This window comes from Paenibacillus sp. FSL H8-0457 (genome assembly GCF_038051935.1).
In the GTDB taxonomy this organism is placed as follows: domain Bacteria; phylum Bacillota; class Bacilli; order Paenibacillales; family Paenibacillaceae; genus Paenibacillus_AQ; species Paenibacillus_AQ lautus_A.
The window spans coordinates 6,433,986-6,451,389 of sequence record NZ_CP150293.1; the positions used below are offsets into that span (position 1 = coordinate 6,433,986).

Consider the following 17,404-nt stretch of genomic DNA (forward strand, 5'->3'; position numbering starts at 1 on the left):
TCCCTCCTTACTTAAGAAATTCTTATTCAACCGATTCAAAGAACTCGAGCGGTTTGCTGTCTGGTGCCAAAGTCACGATTGCCTTTTTCCATTCGGTCGTGTAACCGGAATAACGGCCGTAACGTTTTGGTTTAGCAGGGACACGCATCGTATTCACGTTCGATACTTTAACTTTAAAAATAGATTCGACAGCTTGCTTGATCTCGGTCTTGTTAGCACGGATATCCACTTCAAAAGCATATTTCAGCTCTGCCATGTAGTCAGCCGTACGTTCCGTGATCACCGGGCGCTTGATTATATCGCGTGGGTCTTTCATTACGCGAGCACCTCCTCTACCTTCTGAACTGCTTCCTTCGTAATGATCAGTTGATCGTACGACAGTACGTCAAGAACATTAATGCCGTCAGCCGCTACGAATTTCACACCAGGAATATTACGTGCGGAAAGGGCTACATTATCATCATAGCTTGGAGCAACGATCAGAGCTTTACGGCCTACTTTCAGGTTGCTAAGGATGTTAGCAAACTCTTTCGTTTTCGGCGTGTTCAGCGTCAGTTGATCCAATACGATAATTGCGTTGTCAATCACTTTGGAAGACAAAGCGGATTTGATAGCCAATCGACGAACTTTCTTAGGAAGTTTAAACGTGTAGCTGCGCGGAGTCGGTCCAAATACCACGCCGCCGCCTTTCCATTGTGGAGAACGGATCGAACCTTGACGAGCACGGCCGGTACCTTTTTGTTTCCAAGGCTTACGTCCGCCGCCGCGTACTTCAGAACGTCCTTTTACTTTGTGGGTACCACGACGAAGGGAAGCGCGCTGCAGCAATACTGCGCTGTGCAGTACGTGAGCGTTCGGCTCGATGCCGAATACAGCTTCATTCAATTCTACTTCGCCAACCTGGCTACCGCTGACATTATAAAGTGCTACTTTAGGCATTGTTTGTTCCTCCTTTCTTTAGGCGATTATTTCTTCACCGTTTCTTTGATTTGAACGAAACCTTTTTTAGGTCCTGGAATGGAGCCTTTAACAAGGATTACGTTACGCTCTGCGTCGACTTTAACAACTTCGAGCTTTTGGATCGTAACTGTCTCATTGCCCATGTGACCTGGCAGACGCTTTCCTTTAGGAACACGGTTTGCCTGGATCGAACCCATGGAACCTGGTCTACGGTGATAACGGGAACCGTGAGACATTGGTCCGCGGCTTTGGCCCCAACGCTTGATTACGCCTTGGAATCCTTTACCTTTAGAAATACCCGTTACGTCAACAAATTCGCCTTCCGCGAAGACATCAGCCTTCAGCTCTTGTCCAACCTCGACACTCGCGAGGTCAACACCGCGAATTTCGCGAACGTAGCGCTTAGGCGCAGTGTTTGCTTTTTTCGCATGGCCTGCTTCTGGTTTGTTAGATCTGTTCTCTTTCTTATCGGAGAAACCAACTTGGATCGCTTCGTATCCGTCGTTTTCCAGATCTTTCTTTTGAAGAACAACACAAGGACCTGCTTCGATAACCGTTACAGGAATTACAACACCCTCAGGGGTAAATACTTGAGTCATTCCGAGCTTTCTACCTAAGATACCTTTCATGTTGACACCTCTTTTCTCTTCTCTAATTCGTTATGCAATGCTTACAGTTTGATTTCGATATCTACACCGGACGGCAGGTCCAAGCGCATCAAGGCATCCACAGTTTGTGGAGTCGGGTTCACGATGTCGATCAAGCGTTTATGTGTACGCATTTCGAACTGTTCCCGAGAATCCTTATACTTGTGCACCGCACGGAGAATGGTAATTACTTGTTTCTCAGTTGGAAGCGGGATCGGACCGGATACACCAGCACCCGAACGTTTTGCTGTCTCAACAATTTTCTCAGCGGATTGATCAAGAACTCTGTGGTCGTATGCTTTCAAGCGAATACGAATTTTTTGCTTTGCCATTTTATTCCCTCCTTCTATCGCCCAATTTGGTATCGGACATACTCCGTGAAAATTTTCCAACCACCCACCTCATGGCAAAGGGGCCGGGTGTGTCGGTAACCTCTCACATCATCGCAACGTCGCAGAACAACATTCACTATTATATATAAAAGATAGGCGCAATGCAAGCACTATTTCATATTTGATTAGTATTTACATTCGCTCCGTGCTTTCCTTGAAATTTTCGGCAGAAACCGCAGCTTCGGACGTGGCTTCCCGGATGCTTCCGATCGTCATGGAGAGCAGCTTCATTTCTTTCTCCGCGCTCATCATTCGATCCGCACTGGACTGTACGGACATCAGAATGCTGGAGAACAGCTTGCTGGATTCCTCGGACTGTCTCTTCCCTTGCATCGTTAGCCCTTGAACCTGGTTAATAGATTCTACCACTTCCGCCGTGATGGATTTCGACTTGGATACGATATCTGCAATTCGGTTCACGGTCGTCCTCGTGTCCTCCGACAGGCGGCTTACCTCTTGGGCTACAACGGCAAAACCCTTTCCATGCTCTCCGGCGCGTGCTGCTTCTATGGTGGCATTTAAGGAAAGCAGCTTGATCTGGGAGGCTATTTCCTGAACACTCACCGCTATAACGGAAATTTGCTTGGAGGATTCCTGAAGTTCTTGCACCGCATGATGCATCCCGGCCGCGCTTTGGTCAATCGCATTCATTTGATCCTCCAACTCTGCTATTTTTGCTTCACCGGCCCTTGCATCCGATATCGAGCCCTGCGTTGTGGTTGAAGTGCGTTCAAATGTATCAGCCATCTCGCTACTGCTAGTCATCAGGCGTTCTACAGCCTCATTAATATCCAGCGTCAGCCCGGATAATTCGCTAACAAAAGCAGCAATGTTCTGTTTCAGCTCTTTTCTTACCCTATCATACTGGAACTGCTTCTCACTTAAGTTTACTCTCTCGTAAGCTTCCAACACTAGCTGCTGCTCCAGGCTAAGCAACTTGGTAATCGTCGACACTAGCCGTATTTGTTGTTCTTCTCCTACAACCTCTCTATAGATCATCTTGAAGAATTCGTTCTGTAAGTTCTGGAAAGCGGACAAGTACCATTTAGGCTCAAGCCCCACGCGCTTATGCACCTCGGCAATGCGCAGCCTTTTTGCTACATAAGCTTCATTGATTTCTCCATTCCATATTTCGAGAGGATGATCGCGACAGACTGATAAAATGCTTCTGTTATCTCCTCAAGCCTCTCCTCCATTTGCGGACGGAGCTGCCTCAAAAGCTGAAGATCACCCTCGGTAAGGCTAATCATCCGCATTTGATCATTCAGCTCGCCTAATGGTTCTTGATACACATAACGGGCATCTTCTGAATTGCGCAGTTCTACTGCAGGCTGAACTTCATCTTCCAAACTCCTCTTCATCCATGCAAACGGACATTTCATACAGTCAGTGATCTCCATTCTATATAATAGATAAATCTAATTCCTTAACTGACTTCAATCAAAGATTGTAATCATACTGGAACCAAATAAATAGAATGAATCCTTGAATATATGGCATATTCTGTACAGTAAGCTTGACTAATTTTCTACAAATCCTACACTTAAGGTTTTAGTTTAGCCGCAAAGATCACAGTGGGGTATCACTACAAATAGAAAAAGAGCCCGATCCAAGGGATCAGACTCTTTTATCAGGACATCACACTGTTGCTCGTTACAATACACTGTTGCTATATGCAAGGCTGTTCGAAGCCTTAATTATTTAATGATGGAAGCAACGGAACCAGCACCTACGGTACGGCCGCCTTCACGAATGGAGAACTTAGTTCCTTCTTCGATCGCGATTGGGCTGATCAGGTTAACCGTTACAGTGATGTTATCACCAGGCATAACCATTTCAGAACCTTCTGGCAAGTTGATCACGCCAGTTACGTCCGTAGTACGGAAGTAGAACTGTGGACGGTAGCCAGTGAAGAAAGGCTTATGACGTCCGCCTTCTTCTTTGCTCAGTACGTATACTTGAGCTGTGAACTCAGTGTGTGGTTTAACGGAAGCAGGCTTAGCAAGTACTTGACCGCGCTCGATTTGAGTACGCTCAACACCACGAAGCAATGCACCGATGTTGTCACCAGCTTGTGCGGAATCCAGCAATTTACGGAACATTTCAACGCCAGTAACAACGGATTTCTTAGTTTCTTCAGCGATACCAACGATTTCGATCTCGTCACCAACTTTGATCGTACCACGCTCTACACGACCTGTAGCAACGGTACCACGACCAGTGATGGAGAATACGTCCTCGACAGGCATCAAGAAAGGCTTGTCAGTGTCGCGCTCAGGCAATGGGATGTACTCGTCGATTGTTTTGAACATTTCAACGATTTTTTGTGCCCATTCGCCTTCTGGGTTTTGCAGAGCTTCACGAGCGGAACCACGAGTGATCGGAGTGTCGTCGCCTGGGAAGTCATACTCGCTCAGAAGGTCGCGAACTTCCATTTCAACCAATTCCAAGAGCTCTTCGTCTTCAACCATGTCGCATTTGTTCAAGAATACAACGATGTAAGGAACGCCTACTTGACGGGACAACAGGATGTGCTCGCGAGTTTGCGGCATTGGGCCGTCAGCTGCGGATACAACCAGGATTGCTCCGTCCATTTGAGCAGCACCAGTGATCATGTTTTTAACATAGTCAGCGTGACCTGGGCAGTCAACGTGTGCATAGTGACGAGCATCAGTTTCATACTCTACGTGGGAAGTAGAGATTGTGATACCGCGTTCGCGCTCTTCTGGAGCTTTGTCGATTTGATCGAAGGACATTGCTGCGCCACCGTAAGTTTTGGACAATACAGATGTAATTGCAGCAGTCAAAGTTGTTTTACCATGGTCAACGTGACCGATAGTACCGATGTTAACATGGGGTTTCGTACGTTCGTATTTAGCCTTTGCCATTTGAACAATTCCTCCTTAAGGGGATTATATATGTTGGGCCGGAAGCGGAGTTAACGGGATGTTTGGTCCCGCCTCCTATCCAGCAGGTAAAACGTTATTATTCTCCGCCTTTGATCTTGGACACAATTTCATCGGAGATATTCTTAGGAACTTCTTCGTAGTGGGAGAGTTCCATGGAGAACACGCCGCGTCCTTGTGTACCGGAGCGAAGCGTAGTGGAGTAACCGAACATTTCGGAAAGAGGCACTTTCGCACGGATAATTTGAGTACCGCCACGGGAGTCCATACCTTCGATACGTCCACGGCGGGAGTTCAGCATACCCATTACGTCGCCCATGTATTCCTCAGGCACGGTAACTTCAACTTTCATGATTGGCTCGAGCAGGACAGGCTTACACTTGTCTTTAGCTGCTTTCAGAGCCATGGAACCGGCGATTTTAAACGCCATTTCATTGGAGTCAACATCATGGTAAGAACCGTCGACGATTGTTGCTTTAACGTCAACAAGCGGGAAGCCGGCGAGTACACCGTTCTTCATTTGCTCTTCAATACCTTGTTGTGCTGGACCAATGTATTCTCTTGGTACCGAACCACCGACAACTTTGCTGTCGAATTGGTTACCGCTACCAGGTTCCAGAGGTTCGAACTCAACCCATACGTGACCGTATTGTCCACGACCACCGGACTGACGAACGAATTTACCTTCAACGCGAGCTGGTGCACGGAATGTTTCGCGGTAAGCTACTTGTGGTTTACCCACGTTAGTTTCTACCTTGAACTCACGACGCATACGGTCGATGATGATGTCCAAGTGAAGCTCACCCATACCTGCCAGGATCGTTTGGCCTGTTTCTTCATCAGTATGTGCACGAAGAGTTGGATCCTCTTCCGTCAACTTACCGAGAGCCACACCCATTTTATCTTGGTCAGCTTTTGTCTTAGGTTCTACTGCGATTTCGATAACCGGATCAGGGAAGTTCATGGACTCCAGGATAACCGGGTTTTTCTCATCACATAGTGTATCACCTGTGCCCGTATCTTTCAAACCTACGGCAGCTGCGATATCTCCGGCGAATACTTCGGAAATTTCTTGACGGCTGTTCGCATGCATTTGAAGGATACGACCAATGCGCTCACGCTTGCCTTTCGTTGCATTCAGTACGTAAGAGCCGGATTGCAGTACACCGGAGTATACGCGGAAGAATGTCAGCTTACCAACATAAGGGTCCGTAGCGATTTTGAATGCCAAAGCCGAGAACGGCTCTTCATCGGAGGAATGACGGATAGCTTCAGTTCCGTCTTCAAGGGTACCCTTGATGTCTGGAACGTCAGTTGGAGCCGGCAAATAATCGATTACGGCATCAAGCATCAGCTGAACGCCTTTGTTACGGTAAGAAGATCCACAGATAACCGGGAAGATCTTAACTTCGACAACACCTTTACGCAGAGCAGCTTTCAACTCAGCGATGGTGATTTCTTCACCTTCAAGATATTTCATTGTCAAGTCTTCGTCAAGTTCTGCTACCTTCTCAACCAACTCGTTGCGAAGCTCTTCCACTTGATCCTTGAATTCTGCTGGAATTTCGGTTTCTTCGATATTTTGACCGAGGTCATCCTTATACATATAAGCTTTTTCCTCGATAATATCGATGATGCCAACGAAATCGTTCTCTGCACCGATCGGAAGCTGAATTGCTACCGCATTCGCCTGCAGGCGCTCTCTCATATCTTTAACTACGTTCAAGTAGTCGGCACCGATAATATCCATTTTGTTTACGTATGCGATCCGCGGAACTCCGTAACGGTCTGCTTGTCTCCAAACAGTCTCCGACTGAGGTTCAACGCCCTCTTTCGCACTGAATACACCTACTGCCCCATCCAATACACGAAGGGAACGTTCAACTTCTACTGTGAAGTCAACGTGCCCCGGGGTGTCGATAATATTAACGCGATGACCCTTCCAAGAAGCGGTAGTCGCAGCGGACGTAATCGTGATACCGCGCTCCTGCTCCTGTTCCATCCAGTCCATTGTAGCTGCACCCTCGTGAACTTCCCCGATTTTGTGCGTACGGCCTGTATAGAACAAAATCCGCTCTGTAGTGGTCGTTTTACCAGCGTCAATATGCGCCATGATCCCGATATTACGTGTATTTTTCAAGGAGAACTCTCTTGTCGCCATGCGAATAGTCTCCCTTCAAAATTTGAAGTATAAATTAGTTGCTGAATCCTACCAACGGTAGTGAGCAAACGCTTTGTTCGCTTCAGCCATTTTGTGCGTGTCTTCACGTTTCTTAACGGAAGCGCCTGTGTTGTTGGAAGCGTCGATGATCTCAGCCGCCAAACGCTCTTCCATCGTCTTCTCACCGCGGTTGCGGGAGTAGTTTACGAGCCAACGTAATCCAAGGGATGTACGTCTCTCTGGTTTAACTTCGATCGGAACCTGGTAGTTAGCACCGCCGACACGACGAGCTTTAACTTCCAATACTGGCATGATGTTCTTGATAGCTGCTTCAAACACTTCCATCGGATCATTACCAGTACGTTCCTTGATGATGTTGAACGAATTGTAAAGGATGCTTTGAGCAACACCTCTTTTACCATCCAACATGATGCGGTTGATCAGACGAGTTACCAGTTTGCTGTTATACACCGGATCTGGCAGCACGTCTCTTTTAGTTACTGGACCTTTGCGTGGCATGGATATCCCCCTTTCTTCAGTCATGAGTCATGTTAAGAAAACATGAGCATCAATTAGCTTTTTGCTTTAGGACGCTTCGTGCCGTATTTGGAACGAGCTTGCATCCGGTTGTTTACACCAGCGGTATCAAGTGCGCCGCGAACGATATGGTAACGTACACCCGGAAGGTCTTTTACCCGTCCACCGCGAACCAATACAACACTGTGCTCTTGCAAGTTATGTCCGATACCCGGAATGTAAGCCGTCACCTCAATGCGGTTCGTCAAGCGAACACGAGCATATTTACGAAGTGCGGAGTTCGGTTTTTTCGGCGTCATTGTGCCTACACGAGTGCATACACCGCGTTTTTGCGGAGCGCTCAAGTCGGTCTCCTCACGTTTCAAAGCGTTAAAACCTTTTTGAAGAGCTGGAGATTTCGATTTGTAAACTTTAGCTTGACGGCCCTTGCGAACCAGTTGGTTAATTGTTGGCATGCTAGCCACCCCCTTCCCGTATTTATCATTCAATTACAAACCCCGTTTAAGTCCACAGACCCAGGCGGTTCATAAAAGAACAAATGAAAAGTTTTTGCCGAAAGAAGTAACGTCTTCTCCAACAAAAACGATTTCTCAAATCATGATTTCAAGACAGCTACCATAGCTGCACCAACTTCAATACCGCATGCTTCTCCAAGCTCTATCATCGTGGGTACATAGTTGATATGCACGCCATTCTTATCACACTCGGATACGACTTTTGAAATCAAACGTTGGTCGCAATCTTCAGCCACATAAACCTCTGTAGCCAAACCGGATTCAACGGCCTTCATCGTTTGTTTGGTGCCAATCTTGATGTGTGCATCCTGTAATCCTTTATCATTAGACACAAGTCATTCCTCCAAAAGAACAGGGAACAAAGAAACTATTCACGCACCTTTGCTATATTAGCATCTGCCCTAATCGATGTCAAGCTATTAAATCAGAAAAAAAGAAACTTTGGGACGAGGAGGGCTTCCGCATCTTAAGACACGGAAATCTCCTCATCACCTGACTGTTTCTTAATCTATAGAAGCTGTTTCGAGTTCCTGACTTTCGTCATTCACATCATTTTGTCCCGCGAACTTCACGCTGCGATAACGGTTCATACCGGTACCTGCAGGGATCAGTTTACCAATGATAACATTCTCTTTCAGACCAAGCAGCTGATCGACTTTACCTTTAATGGCAGCGTCGGTCAACACGCGAGTTGTCTCCTGGAAGGAGGCCGCTGACAAGAACGAATCGGTTTCGAGAGATGCCTTCGTAATACCGAGGAGAACCGGTTTGGCAACCGCTGGTTCTTTCCCGGAAAGAATAGCGTCTTTATTCGCTGTCTCGTATTCATGCATATCCACGAAGGAGCCTGGCAGCAGGTTCGTATCTCCCGCATCAACGATACGGAATTTACGCAGCATCTGTCTGATCATAACTTCAACGTGTTTATCGTTAATTTCTACGCCTTGGTTACGGTATACGCGTTGAACTTCCTGAAGGATGTAGTTCTGCACGCCACGGATACCTTTGATGCGAAGCATTTCCTTCGGATCAATGGAACCATCGGTCAGTTCATCCCCGGCTTCAATATGCTTGCCTTCGCTTACGCGCAGACGGGAGCCATAGGTAACCGCGTAAACTTTGGTTTCAGCTTCACCTTGAATTTCGATTTCACGACGGTCTTTCGTTTCACGGATCTCCTTAACTACGCCGTCGATCTCACTAATGGTCGCTTGACCTTTAGGATTACGGGCTTCAAAGAGCTCCTGGATACGCGGAAGACCTTGTGTAATATCATCACCGGCAACACCGCCTGTGTGGAACGTACGCATCGTGAGCTGTGTTCCCGGTTCGCCGATGGATTGAGCTGCGATAATACCAACCGCTTCACCAATCTCAACATGCTTACCAGTAGCCAGGTTACGGCCGTAACATTTTTTGCAGACGCCATAACGTGCACGGCAGCTCAAGATGGAACGAATTTGAAGCTTCTCAACTCCAGCTGCCACGATTTCCTCAGCTTTGTCGGAATCAATCAATTCGTTACGATTAACGATGATCTCTTTCGTTTCCGGATGACGAACGGTCTCAAATGCATAACGTCCCTCAATACGGTCGTAGAGATCCTCGATAACTTCTTTACCGTCCTGAATACGGCTAACGGTAAAGCCTTTATCCGTGCTGCACTCGTCTTCGCGAACGATGACATCCTGGGCCACGTCGACAAGTCGACGAGTCAAGTAACCGGAGTCAGCGGTACGAAGCGCTGTATCGGCAAGACCTTTACGCGCACCGTGCGTGGACAGGAAGTACTCGAGTACCGTCAGTCCTTCACGGAAGTTCGATTTGATCGGGAGTTCGATGATACGGCCCGACGGGTTCGCCATCAGACCCCGCATGCCACCGAGCTGGGTGATCTGCGATTTGTTACCCCGCGCCTTGGAATCCACCATGAGCATGATGGAGTTAAAGCGATCCATCGACTTCATGAGTACATCCGTAATATCGTCTTTGGTCTTGGACCAGATGTCGATAACGCGGTCATAACGTTCTTCGTTCGTGATCAAGCCGCGGCGATATTGGTTCGTTACCACTTTAACCTTCTCGTCTGACTCTTTCAGGATTTCATTCTTCTCGTCAGGTACGATAACGTCGGATACCGCAACGGTTACGCCTGCACGGGTAGAGTATGTGAAACCGATCTGCTTGATTTTATCCAAAATCACAGAGGTTTCCGTTGTATGGTACGTTTCGAAACAGCGCGCAATGATGGAACCCAGGTATTCCTTGCCAACGGCTCCGCTGACCGGCAGTTCCTGGATCACTTTTTGGATATCTGCACCCTTCTCGTATACGAAATACTTCTCAGGCGTGCCTTGCAGCAGGTTCGTACGAGTCGCTTCATTGATGTACGGGAAGCTGGCAGGGAAAATCTCGTTAAAGATAATCCGGCCGATCGTCGTAATCAAAATCGCATCCTGCTGTTTGTCGGTGAAGCTGGTTTTGCCAAGGGCTTTAACCGGAATCGCTACGCGTGCATGCAGACCGGCTGCTTCACGCTGATAAGCGGAAACCGCTTCGTTCACGCTGCCCAGAATCATGCCGGTACCTTTCTCTTCCTTGTTATCCATTGTCAGATAGAAGGAACCCAGTACCATATCCTGAGACGGCGTAACAACCGGTTTACCGTCTTTCGGGTTCAAAATGTTGCCCGATGCCAGCATCAACAGACGCGCTTCAGCTTGAGCCTCAGCGGACAAAGGAACGTGAACCGCCATTTGGTCACCGTCAAAGTCAGCGTTATACGCCGTACATACGAGCGGGTGAAGACGGATCGCATGGCCCTCAACCAGAATCGGCTCAAATGCTTGAATACCGAGTCTGTGAAGCGTCGGTGCACGGTTCAGAAGAACCGGATGCTCTTTAATGACTTCCTCGAGCACATCCCATACTTCTGGACTTACACGTTCTACTTTGCGTTTCGCACTCTTGATATTATGTGCCAGGCCTTTGTTGACCAGTTCTTTCATCACGAACGGCTTGAAGAGCTCGAGCGCCATTTTCTTAGGCAGACCGCATTGGTACATTTTCAGGTAAGGACCTACGACGATAACGGAACGACCAGAATAGTCAACCCGTTTACCGAGCAAGTTCTGACGGAAACGCCCTTGTTTACCCTTCAGCATGTGGCTGAGGGATTTAAGCGGACGGTTACCCGGACCTGTTACCGGACGGCCGCGGCGGCCGTTGTCGATCAGTGCATCGACAGCTTCCTGCAGCATTCGCTTCTCGTTTTGAACAATGATATCCGGCGCGCCGAGATCCAGCAGTCTTTTCAGACGGTTGTTCCGGTTAATAACACGGCGGTACAGATCGTTCAAGTCGGAAGTCGCAAAGCGTCCGCCATCAAGTTGAACCATCGGACGAAGCTCCGGCGGAATGACCGGCAGCACATCCATGATCATCCATTCCGGATTGTTGCCGGAGTTGCGGAACGCCTCAATCACTTCCAGGCGTTTGATCGCCCGGTTGCGGCGCTGACCTTGTGCAGTGCGCAGTTCTTCCTTAAGGAATTCAAGCTCTTTCTCAATATCAATGTCTTGTAGAAGTTTCTTGACCGCTTCAGCACCCATGCCGGCTTGGAAGCCGTAGCCGTACTTCTCACGGTAGCTGCGGTATTCCTTCTCGGACAGCAATTGCTTCTTCTCCAGCGGCGTATCTCCTGGATCGGTTACAACATAAGATGCGAAGTAAATGATCTCCTCAAGAGATCTTGGGGACATATCCAGAGCCAGACCCATGCGGCTTGGAATGCCTTTGAAATACCAAATGTGCGATACAGGAGCTGCGAGCTCAATATGGCCCATCCGTTCGCGGCGGACCTTGGCGCGCGTAACTTCAACGCCACAGCGATCGCAGACTACTCCTTTATAACGGACACGCTTATACTTACCGCAATGACATTCCCAGTCCTTCTGAGGACCGAAAATACGCTCGCAGAAGAGGCCTTCTTTCTCCGGCTTCAATGTACGGTAGTTAATCGTTTCCGGCTTCTTCACCTCTCCGCGAGACCAAGAACGGATTTTTTCCGGTGAAGCAAGACCGATTTTCATGTACTCAAAATTGTTAACGTCCAACAAGGAGCAACCCTCCTCAACCTAGTCCTATTTATGTGCTGTACGACCATAACACCACCGCCGACTAATCAGCCGACGGGGGTGAATGATTGACCGTTATTCCACTCCGACTTCAGCGCCTTCCAAGTTAAGGCTCAGTTTATCACCTTGAGCATCGTCTTCGTCATCGAGTTCTTTCATCTCGATTTCCTCTTCGTTCTCGCTCAGGATTTTAACGTCCATACCGAGAGACTGAAGCTCTTTAATCAATACCTTGAACGATTCAGGAACACCCGGTTCCGGAACGTTCTCGCCTTTGACGATCGATTCGTAGGTTTTCACCCGGCCGACCACGTCATCGGACTTGACGGTAAGAATTTCTTGCAGCGTATAGGCAGCACCGTAAGCTTCAAGCGCCCATACTTCCATCTCACCGAAGCGCTGTCCGCCGAACTGGGCTTTACCACCCAGCGGCTGCTGCGTAACGAGGGAGTATGGTCCCGTGGAACGGGCGTGAATTTTATCATCAACCATGTGCGCGAGCTTGATCATGTGCATGACGCCGACGGTAACTTCACGTTCAAAACGTTCGCCCGTCCGTCCGTCGTACAACACGGTCTTACCATTGCGCTGCATGCCTGCTTCTTCCATCGTATCAAACACGTCATACTCGCTTGCACCGTCGAATACCGGTGAAGCCACGTGAATGCCGAGCTGGAGCGCAGCCATACCCAAGTGAACCTCAAGCACCTGACCGATGTTCATCCGTGATGGAACCCCCAGAGGGTTCAACACAACTTGAACCGGCGTGCCATCCGGCAGGAACGGCATGTCTTCTTCAGGCAGAATACGGGCAACGACACCTTTGTTACCGTGACGTCCGGCCATTTTGTCGCCTTCGGAGATTTTGCGTTTCTGTGCGATGTAGACGCGAACCAATTGGTTGACGCCCGGCGGCAACTCGTCGCCGTTCTCACGCGTAAACACCTTCACGTCCACGATGATTCCGTCACTACCGTGAGGAACGCGCAGCGAGGTATCGCGCACTTCGCGAGCCTTCTCACCGAAGATCGCATGCAAGAGACGCTCCTCTGCCGTCAGCTCGGTTACGCCTTTAGGCGTTACCTTACCAACGAGAATGTCGCCAGCGCTGATTTCGGCACCGATGCGGATGATTCCGCGCTCGTCAAGGTTCTTGAGCGCTTCTTCCCCTACGTTAGGAATATCGCGCGTGATTTCCTCCGGACCAAGCTTCGTGTCACGTGCCTCGGATTCGTACTCCTCGATATGGATCGAAGTGTACACGTCCTCTTTGACCAGCTTCTCGGAGAGAAGAATCGCATCCTCGTAGTTGTAGCCTTCCCAAGTCATGAACGCAACAACGACGTTGCGGCCCAGTGCCAATTCGCCCATCTCGGTGGATGGTCCGTCAGCCAGGATGTCACCTTTTTTGATCACATCGCCGCGCTTGACGATTGGACGCTGATTGATGCATGTTCCTTGGTTCGAACGCATAAATTTGTGTAATTTATATTTAACAATATCGCCTTTGACTTCTTGTCCGTCGATATTTTCCACGCGGCGGAGCCAGATTTCGTTGGCGGATGAACGTTCAATAATCCCGTCGTATTTGGATACAATACATACACCGGAGTCTTTCGCAGACTTATGCTCCATCCCGGTTCCGACGAGCGGAGCCTTAGGAATAAGAAGCGGAACAGCCTGCCGCTGCATGTTCGATCCCATCAGCGCGCGGTTGGAGTCATCGTTCTCGAGGAACGGAATGAGCGCCGTCGCTACCGACACGACCTGCTTAGGCGATACGTCCATGTAGTCTACACGGTCGCTCGGCATTGGAAGGATGTTGTCGGATTGCTTGTTATAACGGACGATTACCATTTCGTCAGCGAAGGTACCGTCTTCGTTGAGTTCGGCGTTTGCCTGGGCAACGATGTAGTTATCCTCTTCGTCTGCAGTCAGGTAATCGATTTGGTCCGTGACTTTACCGGTCTTCGGATCCACCCAACGGTACGGAGCTTCGATGAAGCCATACTCGTTGATGCGCGCAAACGTGGACAAGGAGTTGATCAGACCGATGTTCGGTCCCTCCGGCGTCTCGATCGGACACATACGGCCATAGTGACTGTGGTGAACGTCCCGCACTTCAAAGCCTGCGCGCTCACGCGTCAAACCGCCCGGTCCGAGTGCAGACAGACGACGTTTGTGCGTCAGTTCCGCTAGCGGGTTAGTCTGATCCATGAACTGGGACAACTGGGAGCTGCCGAAGAACTCTTTGATCGATGCGATAACAGGACGGATGTTGATGAGCGCCTGCGGCGTAATCACGTTCGCATCTTGGATCGACATTCTCTCACGAACAACGCGCTCCATCCGGGACAAACCGATACGGAACTGATTCTGGAGCAATTCGCCCACGGAACGCAGACGACGGTTACCCAGGTGATCGATATCATCCGTATTGCCGATTCCATGCAGCAGGTTGATGAAGTAGCTGATGGAGGAGATGATATCCGCCTGCGTAATATGCTTCACGGATTTATCGATGTTTGCGTTCGCGATGACTTTCACGACTTTTCCGTCCTCGATCGGAGAGAATACGTCGATCGTTTGCAGCGGGATATCCTCGCTGTCCATCACGCCGCCGGCAACATGATAATTCTTGAAGCCTACGCTCTTCTCAAGGTAAGGCATAATCTCGTCCAAAAGACGACGATCTACGGTTTGACCGGCTTCCGCCACGATCTCACCCGTATCGATGTCTATCAAACTTTCTGCCAAACGTTGATTAAAGAGACGGTTCTTAATATGAAGCTTCTTGTTGATCTTGTAACGACCAACGTTAGCCAAATCATAACGCTTCGGATCGAAGAAACGGGCAACGAGAAGGCTCTTCGCATTCTCCAGTGTTGGCGGCTCGCCCGGACGAAGGCGTTCATAGATTTCAATGAGCGCTTTTTCCGTGGAGTCCGTGTTGTCTTTATCCAGCGTATTTTGAATATATTCATCATTGCCCAGAAGATCCAAAATCTCGGCATCTGTGCCAAAACCAAGTGCACGTAAAAGCACCGTTACAGGGATTTTACGGGTGCGGTCGATCCGGACATAAATAATGTCCTTCGCGTCCATCTCCAGTTCCAGCCAAGCGCCGCGGTTAGGGATAACTGTTGCAGTGTACGTCGTCTTACCGTTTTTATCCACTTTCGTGCTGAAATAGACGCTGGGAGAGCGAACCAACTGGCTGACAATAACCCGTTCGGCACCATTGATAATGAATGTTCCGGTTTCCGTCATTAACGGGAAGTCTCCCATGAACACTTCCTGCTCCTTGACCTCGCCGGTCTCCTTGTTAATGAGCCGGACTTTCACGCGGAGCGGCGCCGCATAAGTAACGTCGCGTTCTTTCGCGTCATCGACGGTGTATTTCGGTTCTCCAAGGCTGTAGTCAATGAACTCTAGCACCAAATTGCCTGTGAAATCCTGAATCGGCGAGATGTCCTGGAACATTTCGCGGAGTCCTTCCTCCAAAAACCATTCATAAGATTTTTGTTGGATTTCAATCAGGTTCGGAACTTCGAGTACCTCGTTAATACGAGCATAACTTCGCCGAGTGCGTCGACCATATTGAACAAGATGTCCTGCCAACTTAAACTCACCCCTCATGTCTACTCACTTTAAAAATTTCATTGCGAACCTCTGTTTGTAACACTATAATGGAACATACAGAGGACACTCCCATAAATAGAGAAAAGCCCTTATCGAATACCTTTTCGAAAAAAGAGCAGCTTATCCATGGTTATGATAATCATCTCATATCCTGTAGATTTGCCCAAAATGTACATATTATACGTCAATATGATCGACTTTATGCGTATTTCCGCATAATAAGTCTTGACATTTCAGCCAACTAAAGACAAAGAGACCATCCTAATACTGACATTTTATAATAATACCATACCAGCATACCCAAGTCAACAGCCTAGTCGAACTATTTTAAGAAGATTTCGTCGCTTTGAATATTCGGTACCCTTTATCCTTCGTTACTTCCTCAACCTGTTCAAATAAACTCTCCAGCTTCGCTTTTGCCGAAGGCGCACCCTGCTTCTTCTGAATCACAACCCACAACTGTCCATTCTCGCGCAGATGTTTCCACGATTCCTCGAATATGGCATGCACCGTTTCTTTTCCCGCACGAATCGGCGGATTGGTCAGAACCACATCAAATTGCTGATCCTTCACCGCCTCAAACAAGTCGCTTTCTAAGATCGTAACGTTGATTATACCGTTGCGCTTCGCATTCTCTTTGGCCAATTCGACAGCCCGGCTATTGATGTCGATCATCGTCACATGGCCTTGCGAGGCCATTCTTGCCGCCGTTAGGCCGATCGGGCCGTACCCGCACCCTACATCCAGCACTTGGGCATCCTGCCCGAAATCCATGGCGTCTATTAACACCTTGCTGCCATAATCCACGCCGCCCTTGGAGAACACGCCGGCGTCGCTGACCAAACTAAATGACTGCCCCCGAAGTTCCGTCTTTAGCTCCTTACGATCATGAGCAATCTCCGGCTGGTTTGAGTAATAATGTTGATTCGGCATCATTTCCTCCGTCTTGAATCAAATTCTGCCCGCCTAAGGCATACCGGCCTTAAGCGCTCCATTATCCCAGTATAACCTTTCCCGCGGAGAATCAGTACCTATCGAACTCCCCGCCACAATAACAAACCCCTTGAACAAATATTCAAGGGGTTTGTTTCTTGCTGACATTCATCTAGAGAAGTAATTACTTCACTTCTACGGATGCGCCTGCTTCTTCCAATTTAGCTTTAACAGCTTCAGCTTCTTCTTTAGCTACTTTTTCTTTCAATGGTTTTGGAGCGTTGTCAACCAGTTCTTTTGCTTCTTTCAAGCCAAGACCTGTGATTTCGCGAACCACTTTGATTACGTTGATTTTGGACGCGCCTGCGCTTGTCAGGATTACGTCGAATTCGGATTGCTCTGCTTCAGCAGCTGCACCAGCGCCACCTACAACAGCTACTGGAGCTGCAGCAGTTACACCAAATTCTTCTTCGATTGCTTTTACGAGATCGTTCAGTTCCAGAACAGACATACCTTTAATTGCTTCCAAGATTTGCTCTTTGCTCATTTAAGTTGAACCTCCATTTATTATTAAG

14 protein-coding genes and 1 pseudogene are annotated in these 17,404 nt (G+C 48.6%); all 15 read right to left on the reverse strand.

The features are described 5' to 3' along the window. Positions 1-22: 22 nt before the first annotated feature. A complete protein-coding gene (rplW, locus tag MHI43_RS29150) occupies positions 23-316 on the reverse strand; it encodes a 50S ribosomal protein L23 (RefSeq protein ID WP_006212919.1) in 294 nt (97 codons plus the stop codon). Then, positions 316-939 carry a 50S ribosomal protein L4 gene (gene rplD / locus MHI43_RS29155; RefSeq protein WP_009589231.1) on the reverse strand — a complete coding sequence of 208 codons (624 nt, stop codon included), beginning with the start codon at positions 937-939 and terminating at the stop codon, positions 316-318. The genes rplW and rplD overlap by 1 nt, the downstream gene beginning before the upstream one ends. Positions 940-965: 26 nt before the next feature. Further along, entirely contained in the window at positions 966-1,589 is a 624-nt protein-coding gene (rplC, locus tag MHI43_RS29160) for a 50S ribosomal protein L3 (RefSeq protein WP_009589211.1), read from the reverse strand. A gap of 41 nt (positions 1,590-1,630) precedes the next feature. After that, entirely contained in the window at positions 1,631-1,939 is a 309-nt protein-coding gene (rpsJ, locus tag MHI43_RS29165) for a 30S ribosomal protein S10 (protein ID WP_009589214.1), read from the reverse strand. A 192-nt stretch (positions 1,940-2,131) separates the two neighbouring features. Continuing rightward, positions 2,132-2,764 carry a methyl-accepting chemotaxis protein gene (locus tag MHI43_RS29170; protein WP_327196875.1) on the reverse strand — a complete coding sequence of 211 codons (633 nt, stop codon included), beginning with the start codon at positions 2,762-2,764 and terminating at the stop codon, positions 2,132-2,134. Positions 2,765-2,947: 183 nt separating this feature from the next. Further along, positions 2,948-3,399: pseudogene (locus tag MHI43_RS29175) on the reverse strand (protoglobin domain-containing protein); the annotation flags it as partial. 297 nt (positions 3,400-3,696) lie between these two features. Next, positions 3,697-4,887, reverse strand: coding sequence for an elongation factor Tu (gene tuf / locus MHI43_RS29180; RefSeq protein WP_009591967.1), 1,191 nt, complete (start codon positions 4,885-4,887; stop codon positions 3,697-3,699). 97 nt (positions 4,888-4,984) lie between these two features. Then, positions 4,985-7,066, reverse strand: coding sequence for an elongation factor G (gene fusA / locus MHI43_RS29185; RefSeq protein WP_015737625.1), 2,082 nt, complete (start codon positions 7,064-7,066; stop codon positions 4,985-4,987). Positions 7,067-7,114: 48 nt separating this feature from the next. Beyond that, entirely contained in the window at positions 7,115-7,585 is a 471-nt protein-coding gene (gene rpsG, locus MHI43_RS29190) for a 30S ribosomal protein S7 (RefSeq protein ID WP_006212929.1), read from the reverse strand. A gap of 53 nt (positions 7,586-7,638) precedes the next feature. Further along, positions 7,639-8,058, reverse strand: a complete 420-nt coding sequence (rpsL, locus tag MHI43_RS29195) for a 30S ribosomal protein S12 (protein ID WP_006212930.1) — start codon at positions 8,056-8,058, stop codon at positions 7,639-7,641. A 140-nt stretch (positions 8,059-8,198) separates the two neighbouring features. Further along, positions 8,199-8,450, reverse strand: a complete 252-nt coding sequence (locus MHI43_RS29200; protein WP_015737626.1) for a ribosomal L7Ae/L30e/S12e/Gadd45 family protein — start codon at positions 8,448-8,450, stop codon at positions 8,199-8,201. Positions 8,451-8,621: 171 nt separating this feature from the next. Next, positions 8,622-12,236, reverse strand: coding sequence for a DNA-directed RNA polymerase subunit beta' (rpoC, locus tag MHI43_RS29205; protein ID WP_015737627.1), 3,615 nt, complete (start codon positions 12,234-12,236; stop codon positions 8,622-8,624). Positions 12,237-12,329: 93 nt separating this feature from the next. Continuing rightward, positions 12,330-15,875 carry a DNA-directed RNA polymerase subunit beta gene (rpoB, locus tag MHI43_RS29210; protein WP_036662748.1) on the reverse strand — a complete coding sequence of 1,182 codons (3,546 nt, stop codon included), beginning with the start codon at positions 15,873-15,875 and terminating at the stop codon, positions 12,330-12,332. Between the two features lie 348 nt (positions 15,876-16,223). Continuing rightward, positions 16,224-16,829 (reverse strand): class I SAM-dependent methyltransferase, encoded by a 606-nt coding sequence (locus MHI43_RS29215; RefSeq protein ID WP_036662750.1) that lies wholly within the window; start codon positions 16,827-16,829, stop codon positions 16,224-16,226. Positions 16,830-17,013: 184 nt separating this feature from the next. After that, positions 17,014-17,376 (reverse strand): 50S ribosomal protein L7/L12, encoded by a 363-nt coding sequence (gene rplL / locus MHI43_RS29220; RefSeq protein ID WP_009591984.1) that lies wholly within the window; start codon positions 17,374-17,376, stop codon positions 17,014-17,016. Positions 17,377-17,404: the final 28 nt, after the last annotated feature.

Excerpts from the sequence above, each read along its gene's own strand:
- rplW (WP_006212919.1), bottom strand. The coding sequence starts at position 316 with ATGAAAGACCCACGCGATATAATCAAGCGCCCGGTGATCACGGAACGT.
- rplD (WP_009589231.1), bottom strand. The coding sequence starts at position 939 with ATGCCTAAAGTAGCACTTTATAATGTCAGCGGTAGCCAGGTTGGCGAA.
- rplC (WP_009589211.1), bottom strand. The coding sequence starts at position 1,589 with ATGAAAGGTATCTTAGGTAGAAAGCTCGGAATGACTCAAGTATTTACC.
- rpsJ (WP_009589214.1), bottom strand. The coding sequence starts at position 1,939 with ATGGCAAAGCAAAAAATTCGTATTCGCTTGAAAGCATACGACCACAGA.
- MHI43_RS29170 (WP_327196875.1), bottom strand. The coding sequence starts at position 2,764 with ATGACTAGCAGTAGCGAGATGGCTGATACATTTGAACGCACTTCAACC.
- tuf (WP_009591967.1), bottom strand. The coding sequence starts at position 4,887 with ATGGCAAAGGCTAAATACGAACGTACGAAACCCCATGTTAACATCGGT.
- fusA (WP_015737625.1), bottom strand. The coding sequence starts at position 7,066 with ATGGCGACAAGAGAGTTCTCCTTGAAAAATACACGTAATATCGGGATC.
- rpsG (WP_006212929.1), bottom strand. The coding sequence starts at position 7,585 with ATGCCACGCAAAGGTCCAGTAACTAAAAGAGACGTGCTGCCAGATCCG.
- rpsL (WP_006212930.1), bottom strand. The coding sequence starts at position 8,058 with ATGCCAACAATTAACCAACTGGTTCGCAAGGGCCGTCAAGCTAAAGTT.
- MHI43_RS29215 (WP_036662750.1), bottom strand. The coding sequence starts at position 16,829 with ATGCCGAATCAACATTATTACTCAAACCAGCCGGAGATTGCTCATGAT.
- rplL (WP_009591984.1), bottom strand. The coding sequence starts at position 17,376 with ATGAGCAAAGAGCAAATCTTGGAAGCAATTAAAGGTATGTCTGTTCTG.